The 17,113-nt window shown below is 61.5% G+C and carries 13 protein-coding genes; 5 read left to right on the plus strand and 8 right to left on the minus strand.

Going from position 1 to position 17,113, the window contains the following annotated elements:
• Positions 1–284 precede the first annotated feature (284 nt).
• From RJ1_RS16030 to RJ1_RS16045, 4 genes are read right to left on the minus strand one after another with little or no spacing between them, the layout of a single operon-like run.
• A complete protein-coding gene (locus tag RJ1_RS16030) occupies positions 285–2,171 on the minus strand; it encodes an acetate--CoA ligase (RefSeq protein ID WP_073361435.1) in 1,887 nt (628 codons plus the stop codon).
• Positions 2,168–2,932 (minus strand): enoyl-CoA hydratase-related protein, encoded by a 765-nt coding sequence (locus RJ1_RS16035; RefSeq protein WP_073361437.1) that lies wholly within the window; start codon positions 2,930–2,932, stop codon positions 2,168–2,170. Before RJ1_RS16035 ends, RJ1_RS16030 begins: the two co-directional genes overlap by 4 nt.
• Positions 2,929–3,813 (minus strand): SDR family NAD(P)-dependent oxidoreductase, encoded by an 885-nt coding sequence (locus RJ1_RS16040; RefSeq protein ID WP_073361542.1) that lies wholly within the window; start codon positions 3,811–3,813, stop codon positions 2,929–2,931. Before RJ1_RS16040 ends, RJ1_RS16035 begins: the two co-directional genes overlap by 4 nt.
• A 5-nt stretch (positions 3,814–3,818) precedes the next feature.
• Positions 3,819–4,769: an enoyl-CoA hydratase/isomerase family protein gene (locus tag RJ1_RS16045; RefSeq protein ID WP_083400793.1), complete on the minus strand. Its 951-nt coding sequence runs from the start codon at positions 4,767–4,769 to the stop codon at positions 3,819–3,821.
• A gap of 51 nt (positions 4,770–4,820) precedes the next feature.
• Between RJ1_RS16045 and RJ1_RS16050 the strand changes: the two genes are divergently transcribed.
• Positions 4,821–6,005, plus strand: coding sequence for an acyl-CoA dehydrogenase family protein (locus RJ1_RS16050; protein WP_073361441.1), 1,185 nt, complete (start codon positions 4,821–4,823; stop codon positions 6,003–6,005).
• 3 nt (positions 6,006–6,008) lie between these two features.
• Positions 6,009–7,829 carry an acyclic terpene utilization AtuA family protein gene (locus RJ1_RS16055; protein ID WP_073361443.1) on the plus strand — a complete coding sequence of 607 codons (1,821 nt, stop codon included), beginning with the start codon at positions 6,009–6,011 and terminating at the stop codon, positions 7,827–7,829.
• Here RJ1_RS16055 and RJ1_RS16060 read toward each other — a convergent pair.
• From RJ1_RS16060 to RJ1_RS16075, 4 genes are all read right to left on the minus strand, one after another.
• The gene (locus tag RJ1_RS16060) at positions 7,797–8,459 is read right to left on the minus strand and encodes a GntR family transcriptional regulator (RefSeq protein WP_073361445.1); all 663 of its coding nucleotides are present in this window, start codon (positions 8,457–8,459) and stop codon (positions 7,797–7,799) included. The two genes, RJ1_RS16055 and RJ1_RS16060, sit on opposite strands and share 33 nt — an antisense overlap.
• 66 nt (positions 8,460–8,525) lie before the next feature.
• Positions 8,526–9,236: an acetyl-CoA hydrolase/transferase C-terminal domain-containing protein gene (locus RJ1_RS46750; protein WP_162850407.1), complete on the minus strand. Its 711-nt coding sequence runs from the start codon at positions 9,234–9,236 to the stop codon at positions 8,526–8,528.
• Between the two features lie 466 nt (positions 9,237–9,702).
• Positions 9,703–10,491: an enoyl-CoA hydratase/isomerase family protein gene (locus RJ1_RS16070; protein ID WP_073361448.1), complete on the minus strand. Its 789-nt coding sequence runs from the start codon at positions 10,489–10,491 to the stop codon at positions 9,703–9,705.
• Between the two features lie 59 nt (positions 10,492–10,550).
• Entirely contained in the window at positions 10,551–12,113 is a 1,563-nt protein-coding gene (locus RJ1_RS16075) for an AMP-binding protein (protein WP_240320145.1), read from the minus strand.
• Between the two features lie 398 nt (positions 12,114–12,511).
• Between RJ1_RS16075 and RJ1_RS16080 the strand changes: the two genes are divergently transcribed.
• The 3 genes from RJ1_RS16080 (at position 12,512) to RJ1_RS16090 (ending at position 17,056) form a co-directional block, all read left to right on the plus strand.
• Positions 12,512–13,936, plus strand: a complete 1,425-nt coding sequence (locus tag RJ1_RS16080; protein WP_073361452.1) for an aldehyde dehydrogenase family protein — start codon at positions 12,512–12,514, stop codon at positions 13,934–13,936.
• 349 nt (positions 13,937–14,285) lie between these two features.
• Positions 14,286–15,287, plus strand: coding sequence for a bile acid:sodium symporter family protein (locus RJ1_RS16085; RefSeq protein ID WP_073361454.1), 1,002 nt, complete (start codon positions 14,286–14,288; stop codon positions 15,285–15,287).
• A 92-nt stretch (positions 15,288–15,379) separates the two neighbouring features.
• On the plus strand, positions 15,380–17,056 hold the full coding sequence (locus RJ1_RS16090; protein ID WP_073361456.1) for an AMP-binding protein: 1,677 nt from the start codon (positions 15,380–15,382) through the stop codon (positions 17,054–17,056).
• The last annotated feature ends 57 nt before the right edge of the window (positions 17,057–17,113 follow it).

Genomic DNA, 17,113 nt, shown 5'->3' on the forward strand with positions numbered 1-17,113 from the left:
GTCCCGAGGGAGTCGAAGATGACCCGCGATCGACACGGACACCCACCATGTACGAAAGCATCGATCGTGGGATTGCTGACCAACCCCATGCTCATCGTTGTCGTCGCTCTGCTAATCGTGACGTCGATCGTGTACCCGAACTTCTGCTCGCCCGTCAATCTACCGCGATCGTGATCGCCGCGGTGCCGTGGACGTGTGGTTCCACCGCCGTCGAACGTCCTGAGTCGACCCCGACACCAGTACGGCGCCCGCCGATCAGCGGGCGCCGTTCTCGTCTTCACTCTCTAGGGACGTAGTACCGATCTCAACATGTCGAGCACGGCCGGGTCCTCGATCGTGGCCGGCACCGTTGAATCTCCGCGATCGGCAATCTCTCGCATAGACTTTCGGAGGATCTTCCCGGATCTCGTCTTGGGAAGACCGTCGACGACGACGATGTCCTTCGGGGTTGCGATTGCCCCGATGTCGGCGCGTACCGACCTGATGAGCTCGGCGACGAGTTCCGAATGATCTTGCTGCCAACCGGATCGCAGTACTACGAATCCCCGGGGGATCTGGCCTTTCAGCGCGTCTGCCGCGCCGATGACGGCACACTCGGCCACTGCCGGATGTGCCGCGAGGACTGCCTCGATGGATCCGGTCGACAACCGGTGCCCTGCGACGTTGATGACGTCATCCGTTCGGCCCATGACGAAGAGGTATCCGTCCTCGTCGATGTGGCCGCCGTCTCCGGTCAGGTAGTACCCGTCGAATGTCGACAAGTAGGACCGGACGAACCGGTCGTCGTCACCCCACAGCGTCGGGAGAGTGCCAGGCGGTAACGGGAGGCGAATGCAGATGGCCCCTTCCACTCCCGCCTCGACTTCCTGTCCGTGCTCGTCGAGTATCCGGACGTCGAAACCCGGCACCGCCACGCTCGGTGATCCGGGTTTGATCGGCATCGGATCGAAGCCTCGAAGATTCGCTGCGATCGGCCAACCGGTCTCGGTCTGCCACCAATTGTCCACGACCGGGATTCCGAGGAGATCCGTGGCCCAGGAATAGGTGTCGGGATCGAGGCGCTCTCCGGCGAGGAACAGATTGCGAAGGGACGTGACATCGTGATCGGCGATGAGCTCTCCGTCCGGATCAACGCGTTTGATCGCCCTGATCGCGGTCGGCGCCGCGAGCAGCCCCTGGACGGAATGCTCGGCGATCACCCGCCAGAACGCACCCGCATCCGGTGTCCCCACGGGCTTTCCCTCGTAGAGAACCGTAGTGGCGCCGGAGATGAGTGGCGCGTAGACGATGAACGAATGGCCCACCACCCAGCCGATGTCGGACGCCGACCACCACACCTGTCCCGGGTGGATGTCGTACACGTTGGGCAACGCCCAGGCCATCGCGAGGGCATGACCACCGTTATCACGCACCACGCCCTTGGGTCGGCCGGTGGTGCCGGACGTGTAGAGAATGTACAGCGGATCGGTTGCGCGTACGGTCACCGGAGCAGCGGGATGAGTTGCGCCGCTGCGAATAACGTCCGACCAGTCGTATTCCCTCGAGTCTTCGAGGGTGGCGGGTAGTTGTGGTCGCTGGACAAGTACCAGGGCATTGGGCCGGTGCGTCGAGATGGTGAGGGCCTCGTCGACCATCTTCTTGTAGTCGAGCACGCGGCCGGGCTCGATGCCGCACGACGCGGTGACGACGACGATGGGGCGAGCGTCGTCGATGCGGGCCGCGAGTTCGCGCGGTGCGAATCCGCCGAACACCACCGAGTGGACGGCGCCGAGGCGAGCGCACGCCAGCATCGCTACGACGGCCTCGGGAATCATCGGCATGTAGATGACGACGCGATCGCCGGCGCCGACCCCGAGATCACGTAGTCCTCCGGCGAAGGCGCCGACCTGCTCGAGGAGTTGGTCGTAGGTCAGGGTCGCCGAGGTCCCCGTGACCGGACTGTCGTAGATGATGGCGGCCCGGTCGCCGTGACCGGCGAGAACGTGTCGATCCACCGCGTTGTAACAGGTGTTCAACGTCCCGTCGGTGAACCATCTGTGCAGGGGAGCGCGATCGGAATCCAGCATCTTCGTCGGCGGTGTCACCCAATCGACGAGGCTGATGTGTTGAGACCAGTACCCCTCGGGGTCGGACAACGCGAGTCTTCGTGCGGTGTCGTAGCGTTCGCTCATCGTCCCGTCCAGACAGGTTGGCGCTTCTCTGCGAATGCGCGGGGGCCCTCGGCCGCATCGTCGCTGCGATAGACTTTCTCGTACACTGCGTTCGCGAATGCGACGGCGTGACTCGAACCGAGCTCGGTCGAGATCTCGACGAGCTTCTTTCCCGCCGCGACGCTGAGCGGTGCATTTGACGCCACGGTCTCGGCGACGGCGAGAGCCTCGTCGAGGAGTCTGTCTCCTGGTACGACGCGATTGACGAAACCCACCTCGTATGCACGCTGTGCAGTCATCGGCTCGCCGGTGATCAGCAGTTCCATCATGACGCGTTTGGACATGAGGTCGATCAGTGGCGCTGCCCAGGGCGCACCGCGACCGCGCTTGACTTCACTGATGCCGAACACTGCGGTATCCGCCGCGATACAGAGATCGACATCCTGTACGAGGCGAAATCCGCCCGCGAGCGCGAAGCCGTTGACCGCCCCGATCACCGGTTTGATCACGTGGCCCTTGGAGCTGAGAAGCAAACTCCATTCCTCGGGTGGAATCTGCACCGCCTCCGAGGCCATCTCCTTGAGGTCTCCGCCCGCACAGAACGCTGTTCCGTTCGCAGTCAGGATCGCGCACCGAAGTTCAGGGTCGGCTTCGTAGTCATCGAAGACGTCTCGTAGTCGTTGTCTCAGTGCGGCATTGAGAGCGTTTCGCTGTGCGGGTCGATTCAGCGTGACGATCAGGACATGCCCGCGATTTTCGACGAGGCAGATGTCTTCGGTCATCGGGCCGCACCGCCACGAACGGTGGACTTCACTCCGGTGTTGCCCCTGTTGACGCCGACGAGAGTCGCGTATCGGGGGTCCGTGCCCAGGTACTCTCCGAGGCGCGGTCCGGCGGCTTCGAGTCCGCCGTCCACTGCAAGATATTGTCCGGTGACGAAGGACGATTCGCGCGAACCGAGGAAGTAGATGGCGCGGGCGAGATGTTCGGGTTCGCCCACGAACGGCAGCGGCTGAGCGCGGGCCAGTTCACTGCCGTCGAATTGCCGCGAGGCGGACGGATTGAGCGGTGTCGCAATGGCGCCGGGACACACACAGTTCACCCGAATGCGATCCGGTCCGAGTTCTGTCGCGAACACCCTGCTCATGTGCAGCACACTGGCTTTGGCGGCGGAATATGCCTGGAGTCCCGCGTCTCCGGTGAGTGCTGCCAGAGATGCGAGGTTGACAATCGACCCACCCGTTCCTTGCTCACGCATGACTCGTGCGGCGTGCTTCACGCCGAGAAAGACTCCGCGACTCAGGACGGCGAACGTGTAGTCCCAGTCCTCGACCGACGTTTCCGTGACGGATCCGAAGGCACCGCCGATGCCCGCGTTGTTCACTACGCAGGCAAGCGCGCCGTTGAACGACGCAGCGTGTGCCACAGCGTGTTCGACGTCCGGCTCGCTCGAGACGTCCGCTTGCACGAAGGACAGGCGGCCGTCGCTCGATTCTTGTTCGTATTCGGCGACGAGCGACTTTCCGGACGCCTCGTTCAGATCGGCCGCCACTACGGTCCAGCCCCGGTCGAGAAAAAGTCTCACCGTCGCGCGGCCGATTCCACTGGCGCCGCCGGTGATCAGAACCGTATCGATGTGTGGACTGATCGCTGAGTTGTTCATGGTGCTCACTTCTTTCGGGTAAAGAAGCCCCGAACCCGGTCGCGGGTCGCGGGGTCGGAGTAGAGGTTTCGCATCGTGTCCTCGTAGTTCACGGGAATTTCGTAGCTCCGGAACGTTCGCTTGTACTCCGCGACGATCTCGGGCCCGTTGGCCGCGAACTGGCCGAGTAGCTCCTGGGCTCTGGTGTGAAGCGATTCTGTGTCCACAACCTCGAACACGAGACCGACCGACCGCGCGTAGTCCGCGGCGATGAGTTCACCGGAGAACAGTAGATACTTCAGGACCGGCAGGGGTACCTGACCGAACAGAGCCGGCCCGACCAAACCGTCGATAAGGCCGACCTTCGTCTCCGGGGTTCCGAACTTCGAACGGGGAGAGGCGATGATGAAATCGCAGGAGATCGCGGTCGCGAATCCGCCGCCGCAGCAGAAGCCGTCGACGACAGCGATCGTCGGCTTCCGGCATGCGCGAATGGCCTCGAACGGAAGGCTGTCACGGAATTTCCACAGGTCCCAGGAGGGCGGATCCCCTTCGATGTAGCCCAACATCTCCTTGAGGTCGCCACCGACGGCGAAATGATCTGCGTCAGAATCGACTATCACGCCTCCGACGGAGGAATCCACCTCGGCCTCACGGATCGCGGACCGGAGTTCCGCATAGAACTCGGTATTGAACGCGTTGCGTCCGCCCGCGCGACTCAAGGTGATGGTCGCGATACCGTCCTCTCCGCGGATGCGTAGGTGCTCGTAATTCTGAAGTGACATGGATCCGCCGCTCCTGTTCTCGGACGATCTGTCGGTGTGACCACACCGTCGCCGCCTGTCGGTCCTACTTACTATGCAGTGGTCATCCATGGCCATTCGAGCACGCGCTGCAGTTGCCGTCAACATTGGCTGCAACATTGTGAGCACTAGATTCGGCAACTCGTTGACGCAGTCCGATCTCTTGGCGTACATTGGCTACAATATTGCCGCCACAGTGCGCCATTGCTGCCGTCTGGAGAAATAATGTCAATCGATGACCACTTCCCTCACCTGACCAGAGATGCGGACCTACGACGCGCCGTCCGCGGTCTGTGCTCGAGATTTGATGTTGCGTACTGGGATCAGAAGGACGCAGATCAAGAGTTTCCCGAGGAATTCTTCCGGGCGTTCGCCGATTCGGGATTCTTGGGTACCTTCATCCCCGAAGAGTACGGCGGCGGTGGGGGATCGACCGCGAACATGGTGGCCATTCTCGAAGAGGTCGGTGCCAGCGGCGGCGGGCTCAACGCATGCAGCACGGTCCACACGCCACTGCTGTGCGCGCCGACCATCCTCGCCTTCGGTACCGAAAAGCAACGCACTGAACTTCTTCCCCAGATCGCGGCAGGCAAGCTGTACACGACGTTCGGCGTCACCGAACCCGACGCGGGGACCGATACCACCCGAATCGCGATGAAGGCCGTCGACGACGGTACGTCTTGGCGCATCAGCGGAACCAAGGTCTGGAATACCGGCGCCATGCGCGGTGACAAGGTGTTGCTGCTGGCCCGCACGTCCGAACCCGCCGAAGGTGAACGCCGCGGACTGGGAATTACACTGTTCCTCGCGGATCTGAATTCGGAGACAGTAGAGATCCGGCCCATTCCGAAGATCGGCCGCAATGCCGTCGCATCATGTGAGGTGTTCTTCGAAGGAACCAAGGTGCCCTACGAAGATGTGATAGGCGAAGTCGGGCAGGGCTTCTACCATCTCCTGCACAGCCTTAACAGCGAACGACTGTTCGTGGCCGCGGAAACAGTGGGGCTCGGCCGATGGGCGCTGGCCGCGGCGACACAGTACAGCCTCGACCGCGTCGTGTTCGGCCGTCAGATCGGAAAGAACCAGGGCGTCCAACACCCTCTCGCGAAAAGCTACCTGGACCTGCTGGCCGCCGCAGAGGTGCTGTACCGGGCCGTCGACGAGTACGAGGTTCGCGGGGGGGCTGCGATCGGTTCGCTGGCCAATGCCGCGAAATATCTGTGCAGTGAGGCTGCAGTCTCGTCGACCGATGCCGCCATGCAGGTCTTCGGCGGTTACTCGTTTTCCCGCGAGTATCACATCGGTCGACAGTGGATCGAATCCCGACTTCCTCGCGTCGCTCCGGTGAACAACCAGATGATTCTGAATTTCATCGCAGAGCGCACCCTCGGCCTACCGAAGAGCTACTGAGCCATGACAATCGAACGAACACACGGCAAGCCCGATGGGGCGCTTCGCGTCGGACAGTTCACCGGATGGCACGGGGACCGTACCGACGGAATGGCGGAGTTGCTCGAAAGCGGCGTCGAGATTCTGACCGGCGACTACCTGGCCGAGCTCACGATGCTGGTCTTGGCCAAGAACGAACACCGAGGTGGTAAGGGATACGTCTCGGCGTTCGTGGATGTGCTGGCGCTGCATCTAGACGAGATTGCCGAGGGCGGAATCAAGGTGGTCACCAATGCCGGTGGACTCGATGCCCCCGGTCTTGCTGCAGCAATTCGAGAACTCTGTGCCGAGCGCGGAGTGTCGCTGAGTGTCGCTGCCGTCATCGGTGACGACGTACGCGACGTACTGAACGAACGAGACGACCTCGAATTGGTGAACATCGATACGGGGGTCGCACTGGATCTGTCAGAGCACCGTGTGTTGACCGCGAATGCGTACCTCGGCGCGTGGCCGATCGTCGAGGCGCTGCATCGAGGTGCCGACATCGTCGTCTGTCCTCGTACGACCGATGCATCTCTGGTGGTCGGAGCGGCCGCGTGGAAATTCGGCTGGACGCCGACCGATTACGATCAACTCGCCGGCGCGGTGGTTGCCGGCCACATCATCGAGTGCGGCGCGCAGGCAACCGGCGGGAACTTTTCTTTCTTCGCAGAGCACGGCGATCTCGGACTTCCCGGGATGCCGCTCGCGGACATCTCGCAAGACGGTTCGGCCATCATAGGCAAGAGCGTCGACAGTGGGGGACTGGTCACCACTGACACCGTGCTTGCGCAACTGTTCTACGAGGTCAACGGTCATGCCTACCAGAACCCGGATGTTGTCACGGATCTGACGAGCGTGCATGTCGAGAGCGCAGGTGCGGATCGTGTACGGGTCTCGGGAACAGTGGGATTCGCGCCGACGTCGACGGCGAAGTTGTCGCTGACGTTCGAGGGTGGGTATCGGAACACCATGACGATCGGGCTCACCGGCGCGAACCTGAAGAACAAGATCGACTGGATTCGTCGGCAGGTCGAGGCCGAAATCGGCAAGCCCGAGTCTTTCGACGAATGCCGCTGGGCCACGATAGGTCCAGCGAATGTTGACGGCACCTTTGAGGAGGCGACCGCCTGGCTCGTGCTCACCGTCCGCGACAAGGAACGCAGCCGTGTCGACCGGGCACATTTCTCCAGCCGGATCGTCTCCATTGCAACATCGAGTGTCCCCGGGTTCTACATGACCACGCCGCCGCAGTCGGAGCGCCTGTTCGGAGTCCAGTGGCCGTCGCTGATCGAGAAGAATCTGGTTCACGCGTCCGTGCTGGTCGATGACGGGTCGCACATTCCGGTGGCGTGGCCCGCTTGGGACGATGCTGCCGCTGAGCCCTACCCGATCGCTGAGAACGATCGTCCGGACGTCACCGGTTCCGATTCCGATCTCGGGGCAACGGCGCCTGCGATGCTGGGCGCGTTCGTGGGAACACGATCCGGAGACAAAGCCGGATCTGCCAACCTCGGTGCGTGGGCACGTGATGATGCAACATTCCGTTGGCTCGACACATTTCTCACAGTCGACCGTCTGCGATTGCTCATGCCGGAGTTGGCCGACCTGCGAGTTGAGCGATTCGTGTTCTCGAATCTGCGCGGAATGAACTTCATGATCTACCAGTACCTGGGCGATGGCGTTTCGGCCTGCACCCGAATCGACCCTCAGGGCAAAGGTCTCGGCGAATACCTGGCCAGCCGGTTGGTCGATGTTCCGGTGGCCCTGTACTCAGCTGAGGATGGGAATCAGCCGATCGAGTGATGCCTTGCGGTGGCGGCGAGCGATATCGACGAGTAGGTCGTTGTCGCCCGCCGCGAGCGCGGCGATCATGTCATCGTGATCGGACACCACCACATGCCGATCCGAGAGCGCATTGATCGACAGTGACTGATACGCCAGCGTCATTCGGCCGATCGTCGCCAGCTGGCCCTTCAGCAGGGTCAGTGACGAATGTTCCGTGACGGCGTCGTGAAACGCTCGGTTTAGCCGGATGACCTCGCCGGAATTCTCGTCGGTGCGGATCTCGTCGTTGATCTTCCGCAGCCGCGTGAGGTCGTCCTCGCACATCGGCGGAAGACTCCGCAGGACCTCGGACTCGAGAAGTTCGCGAATCAAGTACAGCTGCCGCATTTCGTCGGATGTGAACCGAGTGACGAAGTAGCCTCGATTGCGTTCGTATCGCACGATGCCCTCCACCGCGAGAACCTGAAGTGCCTCGCGGATCGGGCCTCGACTGATTCCCAGTTGGTGCGCGAGGTCTTCCTGACGTACCTGTTCGCCGGGAAGCAGAACGCGCTGTAGCACCAGTTCGCGTATATCGATCGCCGCGCGAACAACCGCACCACCGCGGGTTTCCCTAGTCGACACGGCCGCAATATTGTCGGCTATCATGGATCCAATCCTACGAGATTGCTCCACACTGCGCAATCGTCACCGCCGTGCAGTTATACACGGGTGTCAGAAGATAGTCGAGAGAGCGCGCCTGCGTTCGTCGGTGTCGAGGTGCGTGATGATTGCAGACCCCTTCTCGGTGACCACCGCATCGATGACGTCGCTGTTGATGCTCGGATCGCTCACGTGCTGGACCAGTCTGGACACGCCGTTCCTGTCGCTGCTCCGCAAAGCGACGATGCTCAGCCCGCCCGGGCTGCCGTGCGCGCCCCGCGCGAAGTCGACCGCACCGCCCCTTCCTGAGATAGTGGAATCGCCCGCGCGTTCGGAATTGATGTTGCCGGCACAGTCGAGGTCGATCGCGCCGAGTACCGCGACGAAGCGGTCGTGCTGGGACAGCCACGCGGGGTTGTGGATTTTGGTGGACGGCAATAGACGTACGTCGTCGCACGACGCGGCCCATCGAAGAAGTGACGGAGATCCGATCACGGACATTGCTCGCATTGTCGCGCCGCCGATAGCACCGCTCTCGTACATCTTTCGCACTGCTTCGGTTAATACGCCGGTGAGGATCTCGACATCCCCGCGTCCGGCAAGCTGGAGTGCTAGGGCATCGTTGACCCGGCCGATGCCCAGGGCCAGACGTGGAGCCGTCGGGATCAGGCGCGCCACCTGTCGGGCGACCGCCTCGTCCACCGCATCGAATGCCGCCGAGAAAGGCGGTTGCTCGTCGCTGTCCGACGTCCGACTGGTCACCACGTCGTCGACGTCGGTCACGACCGTCGCCCCGCGAATCCGGGGCAGCCAGGAGACCTCTTCCGCGAAGATGCGGGGGGCCAGTGCGACAACGGGATCCAAGTATCCGTTCACTCCGCCCAGCGAACGCTGTCCGTCGTCGTCGGGTGGGGTTACACACGTGATCAGCACATCGGGCTGAAAAGATCTGTCAGCGAGCGACCGGCAGATCTCGCTGTACGACTGACGGTGGTAGGTGAGCGGCTGAACATGCTTCAACCCACGGCCGGGCATGTAGGAGCCTACTGTGAAGCATTCGGGCCCGACCGGATGGGGGAGGCTCGGCGCGCTGCGGCGCATTCCGAAGACCAGGTGTACCGGATCGAGCGTGGTCGGTGGGTGCAACTCGAAATAGCGCTCGAGAGCGGCCTGCGGTTCGACCGGGCCCTCGGCGCAGAGAACCGTCCTCATTGCGGTCGCCCATCGATCAACTGCGCTGCGCTGATGATCATTCGGAGATCGGACCGATCGGCTCGGGAGCGTAGGGTCCGTCCCAATTTGCACCTGACAGAGATGCCACGGCTTCGAGTGCGAGACCGGTGGACAGGTCGGCCGCCATCGCACGCCTCAGTTGCTCGATGAACACCAGTCGTGTGTTCCTGACGAAGACGGGGTTGCACACGGCCAGTCGGCGCGCGTGCGCGAGCGCACGGTCTGCCAGTGCGTCGGAGGGCAGAATTTCGGATACCAGTCCGAGCGTGAGAGCCTCTGCAGCGGAGATCTTCTGGCCGGTCAGCAGGAAGTACCGTGCGCGATTGAAGCCGAGCAGAAGTGGCCACAACACCTGGACGCCATCGCCCGGGACGAGCCCGAGAGGAACGTGGGCTGCGTCCTGGAAGTAGGTTTCCTCGGTGCACAGCACGATGTCACTGAGTAGAGCGAGTTCGGCGTGCACGTCGACCGGACCGTTGATCGCCGCGATGATCGGGACTTCGATCGCCAGCAATGCAGAGATCAACCGGTTTCCTTCGAACAGTCCGTCGTCCATGACCGCGGCGGGCGCCTCGCCACGTGCGACTGCTTCCTCGAAGGATGGGATCAGGTCGATGAACCGGTCTCCGGTACCCGTGAAAATTACGACGCGTACATCTCGGTCGGCGGCGATGGCTGCGAACAGTTCGGGTAATTCTCGGTGGGGCAACGCATTCCAGCCGAGTGACCCGCCTCGTGAATGGACTCTGACAGTCAAGACGCCGACGTCGTCGATCGACACGTCCGCCGTCTTGAACCTGGTCATGTATTCCTTGGGCACAGCTACTCCTCTGAATGTGAATGATTCGAGTGGGGCGGGTCGTTTCAGACTGCTGGTGTCGCAGCTGCTTTCCGACCTCGGGCTCCACGGTCTACGGTCTTGTCGGTCACGCCGATGCGGCGCAGCTCCGATTTTAGGACCTTTTCGTTCTTGGTCTTCGGAAGTTCTTCTACTACGAGTAGATATCGCGGCGATGCGAAGTAGGGAAGGTGCTCGTCGCAATAGCGGCCGAGCTCGGCGAGGTCCGCAACCGAGCCCGGAACGAGCACGATCGCTGCCATGACTTCATCCTCTGACAGCTCGGAAGGTACTGCATAGACCGCAACTTCGTGAACGCAGGGATGCGTAGCGACGACGGTTTCCACCTCGAACGACGAGATGTTCTCGCCGAATCGCCGCATGGCGTCCTTCTGTCGATCGATGAACCTGAACCACCCGTCGGGTTCCCGAACGAGTACGTCGCCGGTGTGGAACCAGAGATTCCTCCACGTCTCCATCGTGGCCTGGGCGTTGTTCCAGTAGCAACTCATGATGCTGTCGGGCTTGAGAGGTCGAACGATGAGCTCACCGGCTACGCCGTCGGGCACCGGCATGTCGTGCTCGTCCGCCACCACGCACTCGAAGTCGGGATGTGCGACGCCGGAGTACCCGGGACGTCCGGGCTGGTCCGGTGGCGTCCCGATGACCGAGGACGTGTCTGTCATTCCGTATTGGGACACGAGACGAAGGCCGAACCTTTTCTCGAAGGAGTCGTAGAACTCCGCGGACGGCGTGGGTACGGACAACGCGACGCGTACCGCGTTGTCGGCGTCGTCCTCTGTCGGTTGCGCTCCCCAGAGGATCGGGACCATGGCCCCCAATATGGATATGACGGTGGCCTGTTCGTCCCTGATTTCCTGCCAGAAGCCGGAGGCGGAGAACCGCCTTCCGAACACGACGGTCGCGCCTGCTCGGAGCGCGGGCAGCAGCGTCACACACAGCGCGTTCGCATGGAACAGCGGTAGGCAGTTGTGTGCGACGTCTTGTGGTGTGTAACCGAAGAGCCAGTCGGCTTTCTCCCCGAAGGCCACGATCGAATTATGCGTGTGCAATACGCCTTTGGAAGGCCCGGTCGTGCCCGACGTGTACAGGATGGCTGCGTCGTCGTACCGAGTGACGTCGGCTGGCGGGACTGCCCCTGCCGCATCGAGGGCGGTTGCGTAGTCGCGCGTGTCCATCGCGAACGACGATGGAGCGTGATCGATGACGAGGACGCGCGGTGAGATCCCGACCTTGGTCAGGGCGCGTCCGATCACCTCGGTGAACGATTCCTCGATCACCAGAACGGCTGGTGCGGAGTCTCGAAGCATGTGCTCGAGGATGGGGCCACGAAGGCTGGTGTTGAGCGGTACGGACAATGCGCCGATGTGAGCCGCTGCGAAGAACGTGTCGAGGAACTCGATGCGATTCGACATCATGATGGCGACACGGTCACCCGAGTTGACTCCCGATTCGGCGAGTACGCCAGCGAGTAATGCGGCGCGAGTGAGCAATTCGCGTGCAGTATATCCACGGTCGCCCACGAGGCGTAGACGGACCTCGCCTGGAGCCTTCGCGTCGGATGCCATGAGCGCGCCGAGGATTGTGCGTTCGTCCACGCGACTTCCCTTCACTAAAGCAGTGGGCCGACCTCGGAGTTGGTGCGGTGTCGGTGCTGCGCATACTGGATACAATTTAGTTGCCAAACTAGCACTCGTTGGTGTGCTGTCAAACACACTCGGAGTTCGTGACGGTTCGGCCCACACCGCAGCACTCGTGCGAGTGTGCGATTTTGGCTCCAATATTGACTACAGGTGTGATCGGCGTTACTTTGAGCGGGCTGGCCGACTTCGTTCACGATTGCCGAGCGGCTACTGCCAGCTACCTGCAGAAGACGGAGACGCACGTGACTTTGAATCAGATTTCCGACGCCGCGCAGCGGACTCGCAATCCCGCAGTCGATGCGTTTCTTACGGATTCGAGCAAGATGCTGTTCATTGGCGGTGAATGGGTGCCTGCTGATTCCGGTGACGTACTCGATGTCGTGGATCCGGCGACCGAGGATGTCATCGCCCGAGTGGCCGCCGCGGGTGCCGTCGATGTGGATCGTGCGGTCACGGCCGCACGCGCGGCGTTCGAAACCGGACCGTGGTCGCTCCTGGGTCCCCTCGATCGAGCAAAGATTCTTCGTCGATGGGCCGATCTGATCGACACTCATCGCGAGGAACTTGCGCATCTCGAGTCGCTGAACAACGGCATGACGCTGGCGACGGCGGTTGCGTCGATCACCGATGCAGCCGAGACGGTCCGATTCTTCGCCGGCGGCGCAGAACACATTCACGGCGATACGCCGCAGACCGACCCGGGCTCGTTCAACTACACACTCCGCGATCCGATCGGCGTGTGTGGTGCCATCATCCCGTGGAACTCCCCGGTGACGAACTTCGTATGGAAGTCCTCGCCGATTCTGGCTGCGGGCAACGTACTCATCATCAAGCCCGCGGAGACGACGCCTCTGACGGCGGTTCGCCTGGGGGAGTTGCTCGCGGAAGCCGGCCTCCCGGGGGGCGTTCTCAATATCATCACCGGGTTGGGGCATTCTGCCGGAAGTGCGATCTCCGAACATCCGGGAATCGACAAGATTGCATTCACCGGTTCAACGCCGACGGGCCGTCAAATTCTCGCTGCGTCGGTATCCAATCTCAAGCGCGTCTCGCTCGAACTGGGCGGCAAGTCTCCCAACATCGTGTTCGACGATGCAGACCTCGACGCCGCGGTGACTGCGTCGATTATCGGATTCGTGTCCATCACGGGCCAGGTGTGTCTCGCCGGAACACGGTTGTTCGTGCAGCGTGGGATTCACGATCGGTTCGTGGAGGCGATGGTGAAGCAGGTTTCGGCGCTCACTGTCGGTGATCCGCTGGATCCGAACTCGTCGGTGGGACCGCTCGCGTCTCGCCAGCAGCTCGACAAGGTGTCGAGCTATCTCGCATTGGGCAAGGACGAGGGTGCGGTGGCAGCGGTGGGCGGAAATGCCTCGGGCGGAGGCGGAAAGGGTTTCTTCGTCGAGCCAACGGTATTCATCGGTGTCAGCAACGACATGAGAATCGCACGAGAGGAAATTTTCGGACCCGTGCTGGCCGTCATTCCATTCGATGACGAGGAGGAGGCGATTCGGCTCGCAAATGACACCGAGTACGGCCTGGCAGCGGCGGTCTGGACGAGCGATCTTCGTCGAGCACACACTGTTGCGAGGCGTATCAAGGCTGGAACCGTTTGGGTCAATGATTATTTCAAGCTCGACCCCAGGATGCCGTTCGGTGGTTTCAAACAGTCCGGGATCGGACGCGATTTCGGGCTCGACTGGTACCACTCCTGCACCGAACCGAAATCGGTGTTCGTGACTCTCTGACGTCGCCGATCTTTCGCAACTGCGCACGCGCCTCCTCCGTACATTTCGGAGGAGGCGCGTGTGCTTTGGCGTGGGGACTAGATTTTCCTTAGGCAATATTGGAGCCAATATTGCCTAAATGACGTGACGCGCATTACACTTGCCTTGCATCTCCGGGTGGTCCGAGGAAGTGTCGGTCATATCGAACGCGCAGGACGGGCATTCGTTCCGTACCCGCTGCACCGGTAATCCGGCTGTACCTCGTGCGTTCTGATCGACCCGGTCGTTATCGAGAGCATCTGTCGAAAGTATTGGTGGGCAACGGAAGTTGTCCTGGCAGTCTCCAGTCCCCCTGACTCGAAGGATCACTATGCGATACTTCCATGCGGCATCCGGCGTGCTGACAAAATATCTGTCGATCTGGATCATTTGTAGCGCAGGTCTCGCCTTGCTGATTCCCGACCAACTCGCGCCGATCGCGGCCTATGCGAAGTACATCATCATGCTCTTGATGCTGATGATGGGATTGACTCTCTCTCCGCAGGATTTTGCGACTATCGCAAAGCGTCCGGTATCGGTGGTGATCGGTACGGTCTGTCACTTCACGATCATGCCGTTGCTGGCACTGGGCATCGCCACAGCACTTCAACTAAGCTCCGATCTCACAATCGGACTCGTGCTGCTCGGTTCCATCGCAAGTGGTTCCGCCTCGACCGTGATGGTGTTCATCGCCAAAGGTGATGTAGCGCTTGCTGTTGCGTTGGGAACGCTGTCGACGTTTCTTTCCATCGGATTGACACCGCTGCTCATGAAGCTGTTGGTCGGTGAGATGATCACGATCTCGGTTGCGTCCATGGCTCGTGACATCGCCCAGATCGTATTGGTCCCGATCGTGTTGGGTCTGGTCATCCGGTATGCGTTTCCGAAACTGGTACGCGGCTTCATGCCGTTGGTCGGTCCGATATCAGGTGTCGCGATCATCGTGATCTCCGGTGGTGTCTTCGCAGCAGGAAACGCAGCGTTCCTCGCGAGTGGCCCGATCATCATCCTGGCTGTCATCCTCCACAACGTTGGCGGTTTCGCTCTCGGTTATCTGGGTAGCCGTGCGACAGGTCGATCCTTCCGGGAAACTCGCGCGATCACCCTGGAGGTCGGTATGCAGAATGCCGGGCTTGCGTCGGCTCTCGCCAACACCTATTTCAGTCCGGCTGCAGCTCTCCCGAGCGCAATCGCCGGATCATGGCACGTCATCTCCGGTGCGATCCTCGCTAGGTTCTGGGCAAGCAGAACCGAGTCGGAGGATCGTCGTACATCGACTGGTGTAGCAGCAGATGTAAGAGAAGGGACATCGGGTGTGCTCGCCCAGGAGTGAGCTACCCCGCAGATTCATGGACGGAAGCGGTCCAGTACTTACCGGGAAGGTCTTCACATGAACTTCCCGTCGCACTATGAGGAGCATGCCGCATGACAACGGACACGATTCGTACTTCCGACGGCGCGGATCTCGTGCAACCCGGTCTCCTTCCCGAACTGCGAGATCGTACGGTGGACAACCTGTGGCAGCGGGCGGTGCGGTCGAATCCGCAGGGGACGTTTCTACTGTGGGAGACCAGTGAGTTCACCTACGCCGAGGCGGATGTCGAGGTCGCGAAGACGACCCGAATGTTGCGTGACGCCGGCGTCACGCCTGGAACTCATGTCGCGGTTCTGCTCGACAACAGGCCGGAGTACATCTGGCTTCTCCTCGCGATCGGACGGATCGGAGCAGTGGGGGTACCCATTCACGCGGAGGCCAAAGGCCAACTGCTGGGTCACTTTCTAAGATCCACCGACTGCAGCTACGGCGTCATTGCCTCATCCCAGACGGCGAACGTCGAATCCGTTCTGGGAGAGGACCGTCTCGGCTACGTGTGGATCCTCGATGACGTACCGGCCGGCGAGATCGGTACGGTCCCTCGGCTGGGACGCGTTCAGGAACCGTACGCGCCCAAAGATGTCGCGGATGGCGGCAAAGATGATGAGCACCGAGTTCCGCGTTTCAGCGACAACTATCTGCTGATGTTCACCTCTGGGACGTCGGGACCGTCCAAAGCCGCCGTAGTGAGCCAGGCTCAACCGATTACCCACGCGCTGAAGATTGCGGAATCCTGCGGTTGGAACGCACAGGAGCGCTTCTACACCTGCCTGCCCCTCTCCCATGCCAATGCGCAGTGTCACACGCTCCTGCCGGCCATCGGTCTCGGTGCGACGGTAGTGTTGGGCCGCCGCTTCTCGGTGCGCAAATTTTGGTCTGATGTACAGCGTTTCGACTGCACAGCAGTCAGCTTGCTCGGGAGCATGTTGCAGCTGTTGTGGAAGAAGGCGCCGTCACCGGAAGAGTCCGACAACCGCGTGTCGACGGTGCTGGTGGTGCCGTTCCCGCGCAATGTGCAGGAATTCGACGACCGCTACCAAGCCCGGTTCGCCACTCTCTACGGCCTGACCGAATGTGCACCGGTGTCGATTTCTCGACCTGGGGAGGGATACGACCGTCCAGCAGGAATGGCAGGTCGTATCCTGCGGGACCACAACGACGTGCGAATCGTCGATGCCGATGACATCGAAGTTCCGCTGGGAACGGTTGGCGAGATCGCGGTGCGTCGACACGACCCCTACATCACCGTGCAGCGCTACTACGGACGTGAGCGCGAGACGTGGGACGACTTCCGCAATCTATGGTTCCACACCGGTGACTTCGGCTACGTGGACGAGGACGACTACCTGTATTTCGCGGGGCGCAAATCCGATTCACTTCGACGACGGGGTGAGAACGTGTCCATCAGAGAGCTCGAAGAGGTCCTGCAGTCGTTCACCGGGGTGTTGGAAGCGGCGGTCATCGCCGTCCCATCGGACCTGGGCGACATGTCCGAGGACGACATCGCCGTGTACTTCACGTCCGAAGACGGTGCACAGCTCACCGCAGAGCAACTCGATCTGCTGGCGGAGGCGGAATTGTCCCGATACATGCGTCCCCGCTACATACGCCACGTCGACGACCTACCCAAAACCCCGACCTCGAAGATCCGCAAGGACGTTCTCCGGCGTGATGCCGAGGTCAACCTGACCCAGTTCTTCGACGCGGAGACACGCAGGCAGATCTGATCCAGCATTGTTCACGTCTTCGCCTCGACAGCGCCACGACTTCGGTCTATGTCGCGT

Source organism: Rhodococcus jostii NBRC 16295 (genome assembly GCF_001894825.1).
Classification (GTDB): Bacteria; Actinomycetota; Actinomycetes; order Mycobacteriales; family Mycobacteriaceae; genus Rhodococcus_F; species Rhodococcus_F jostii.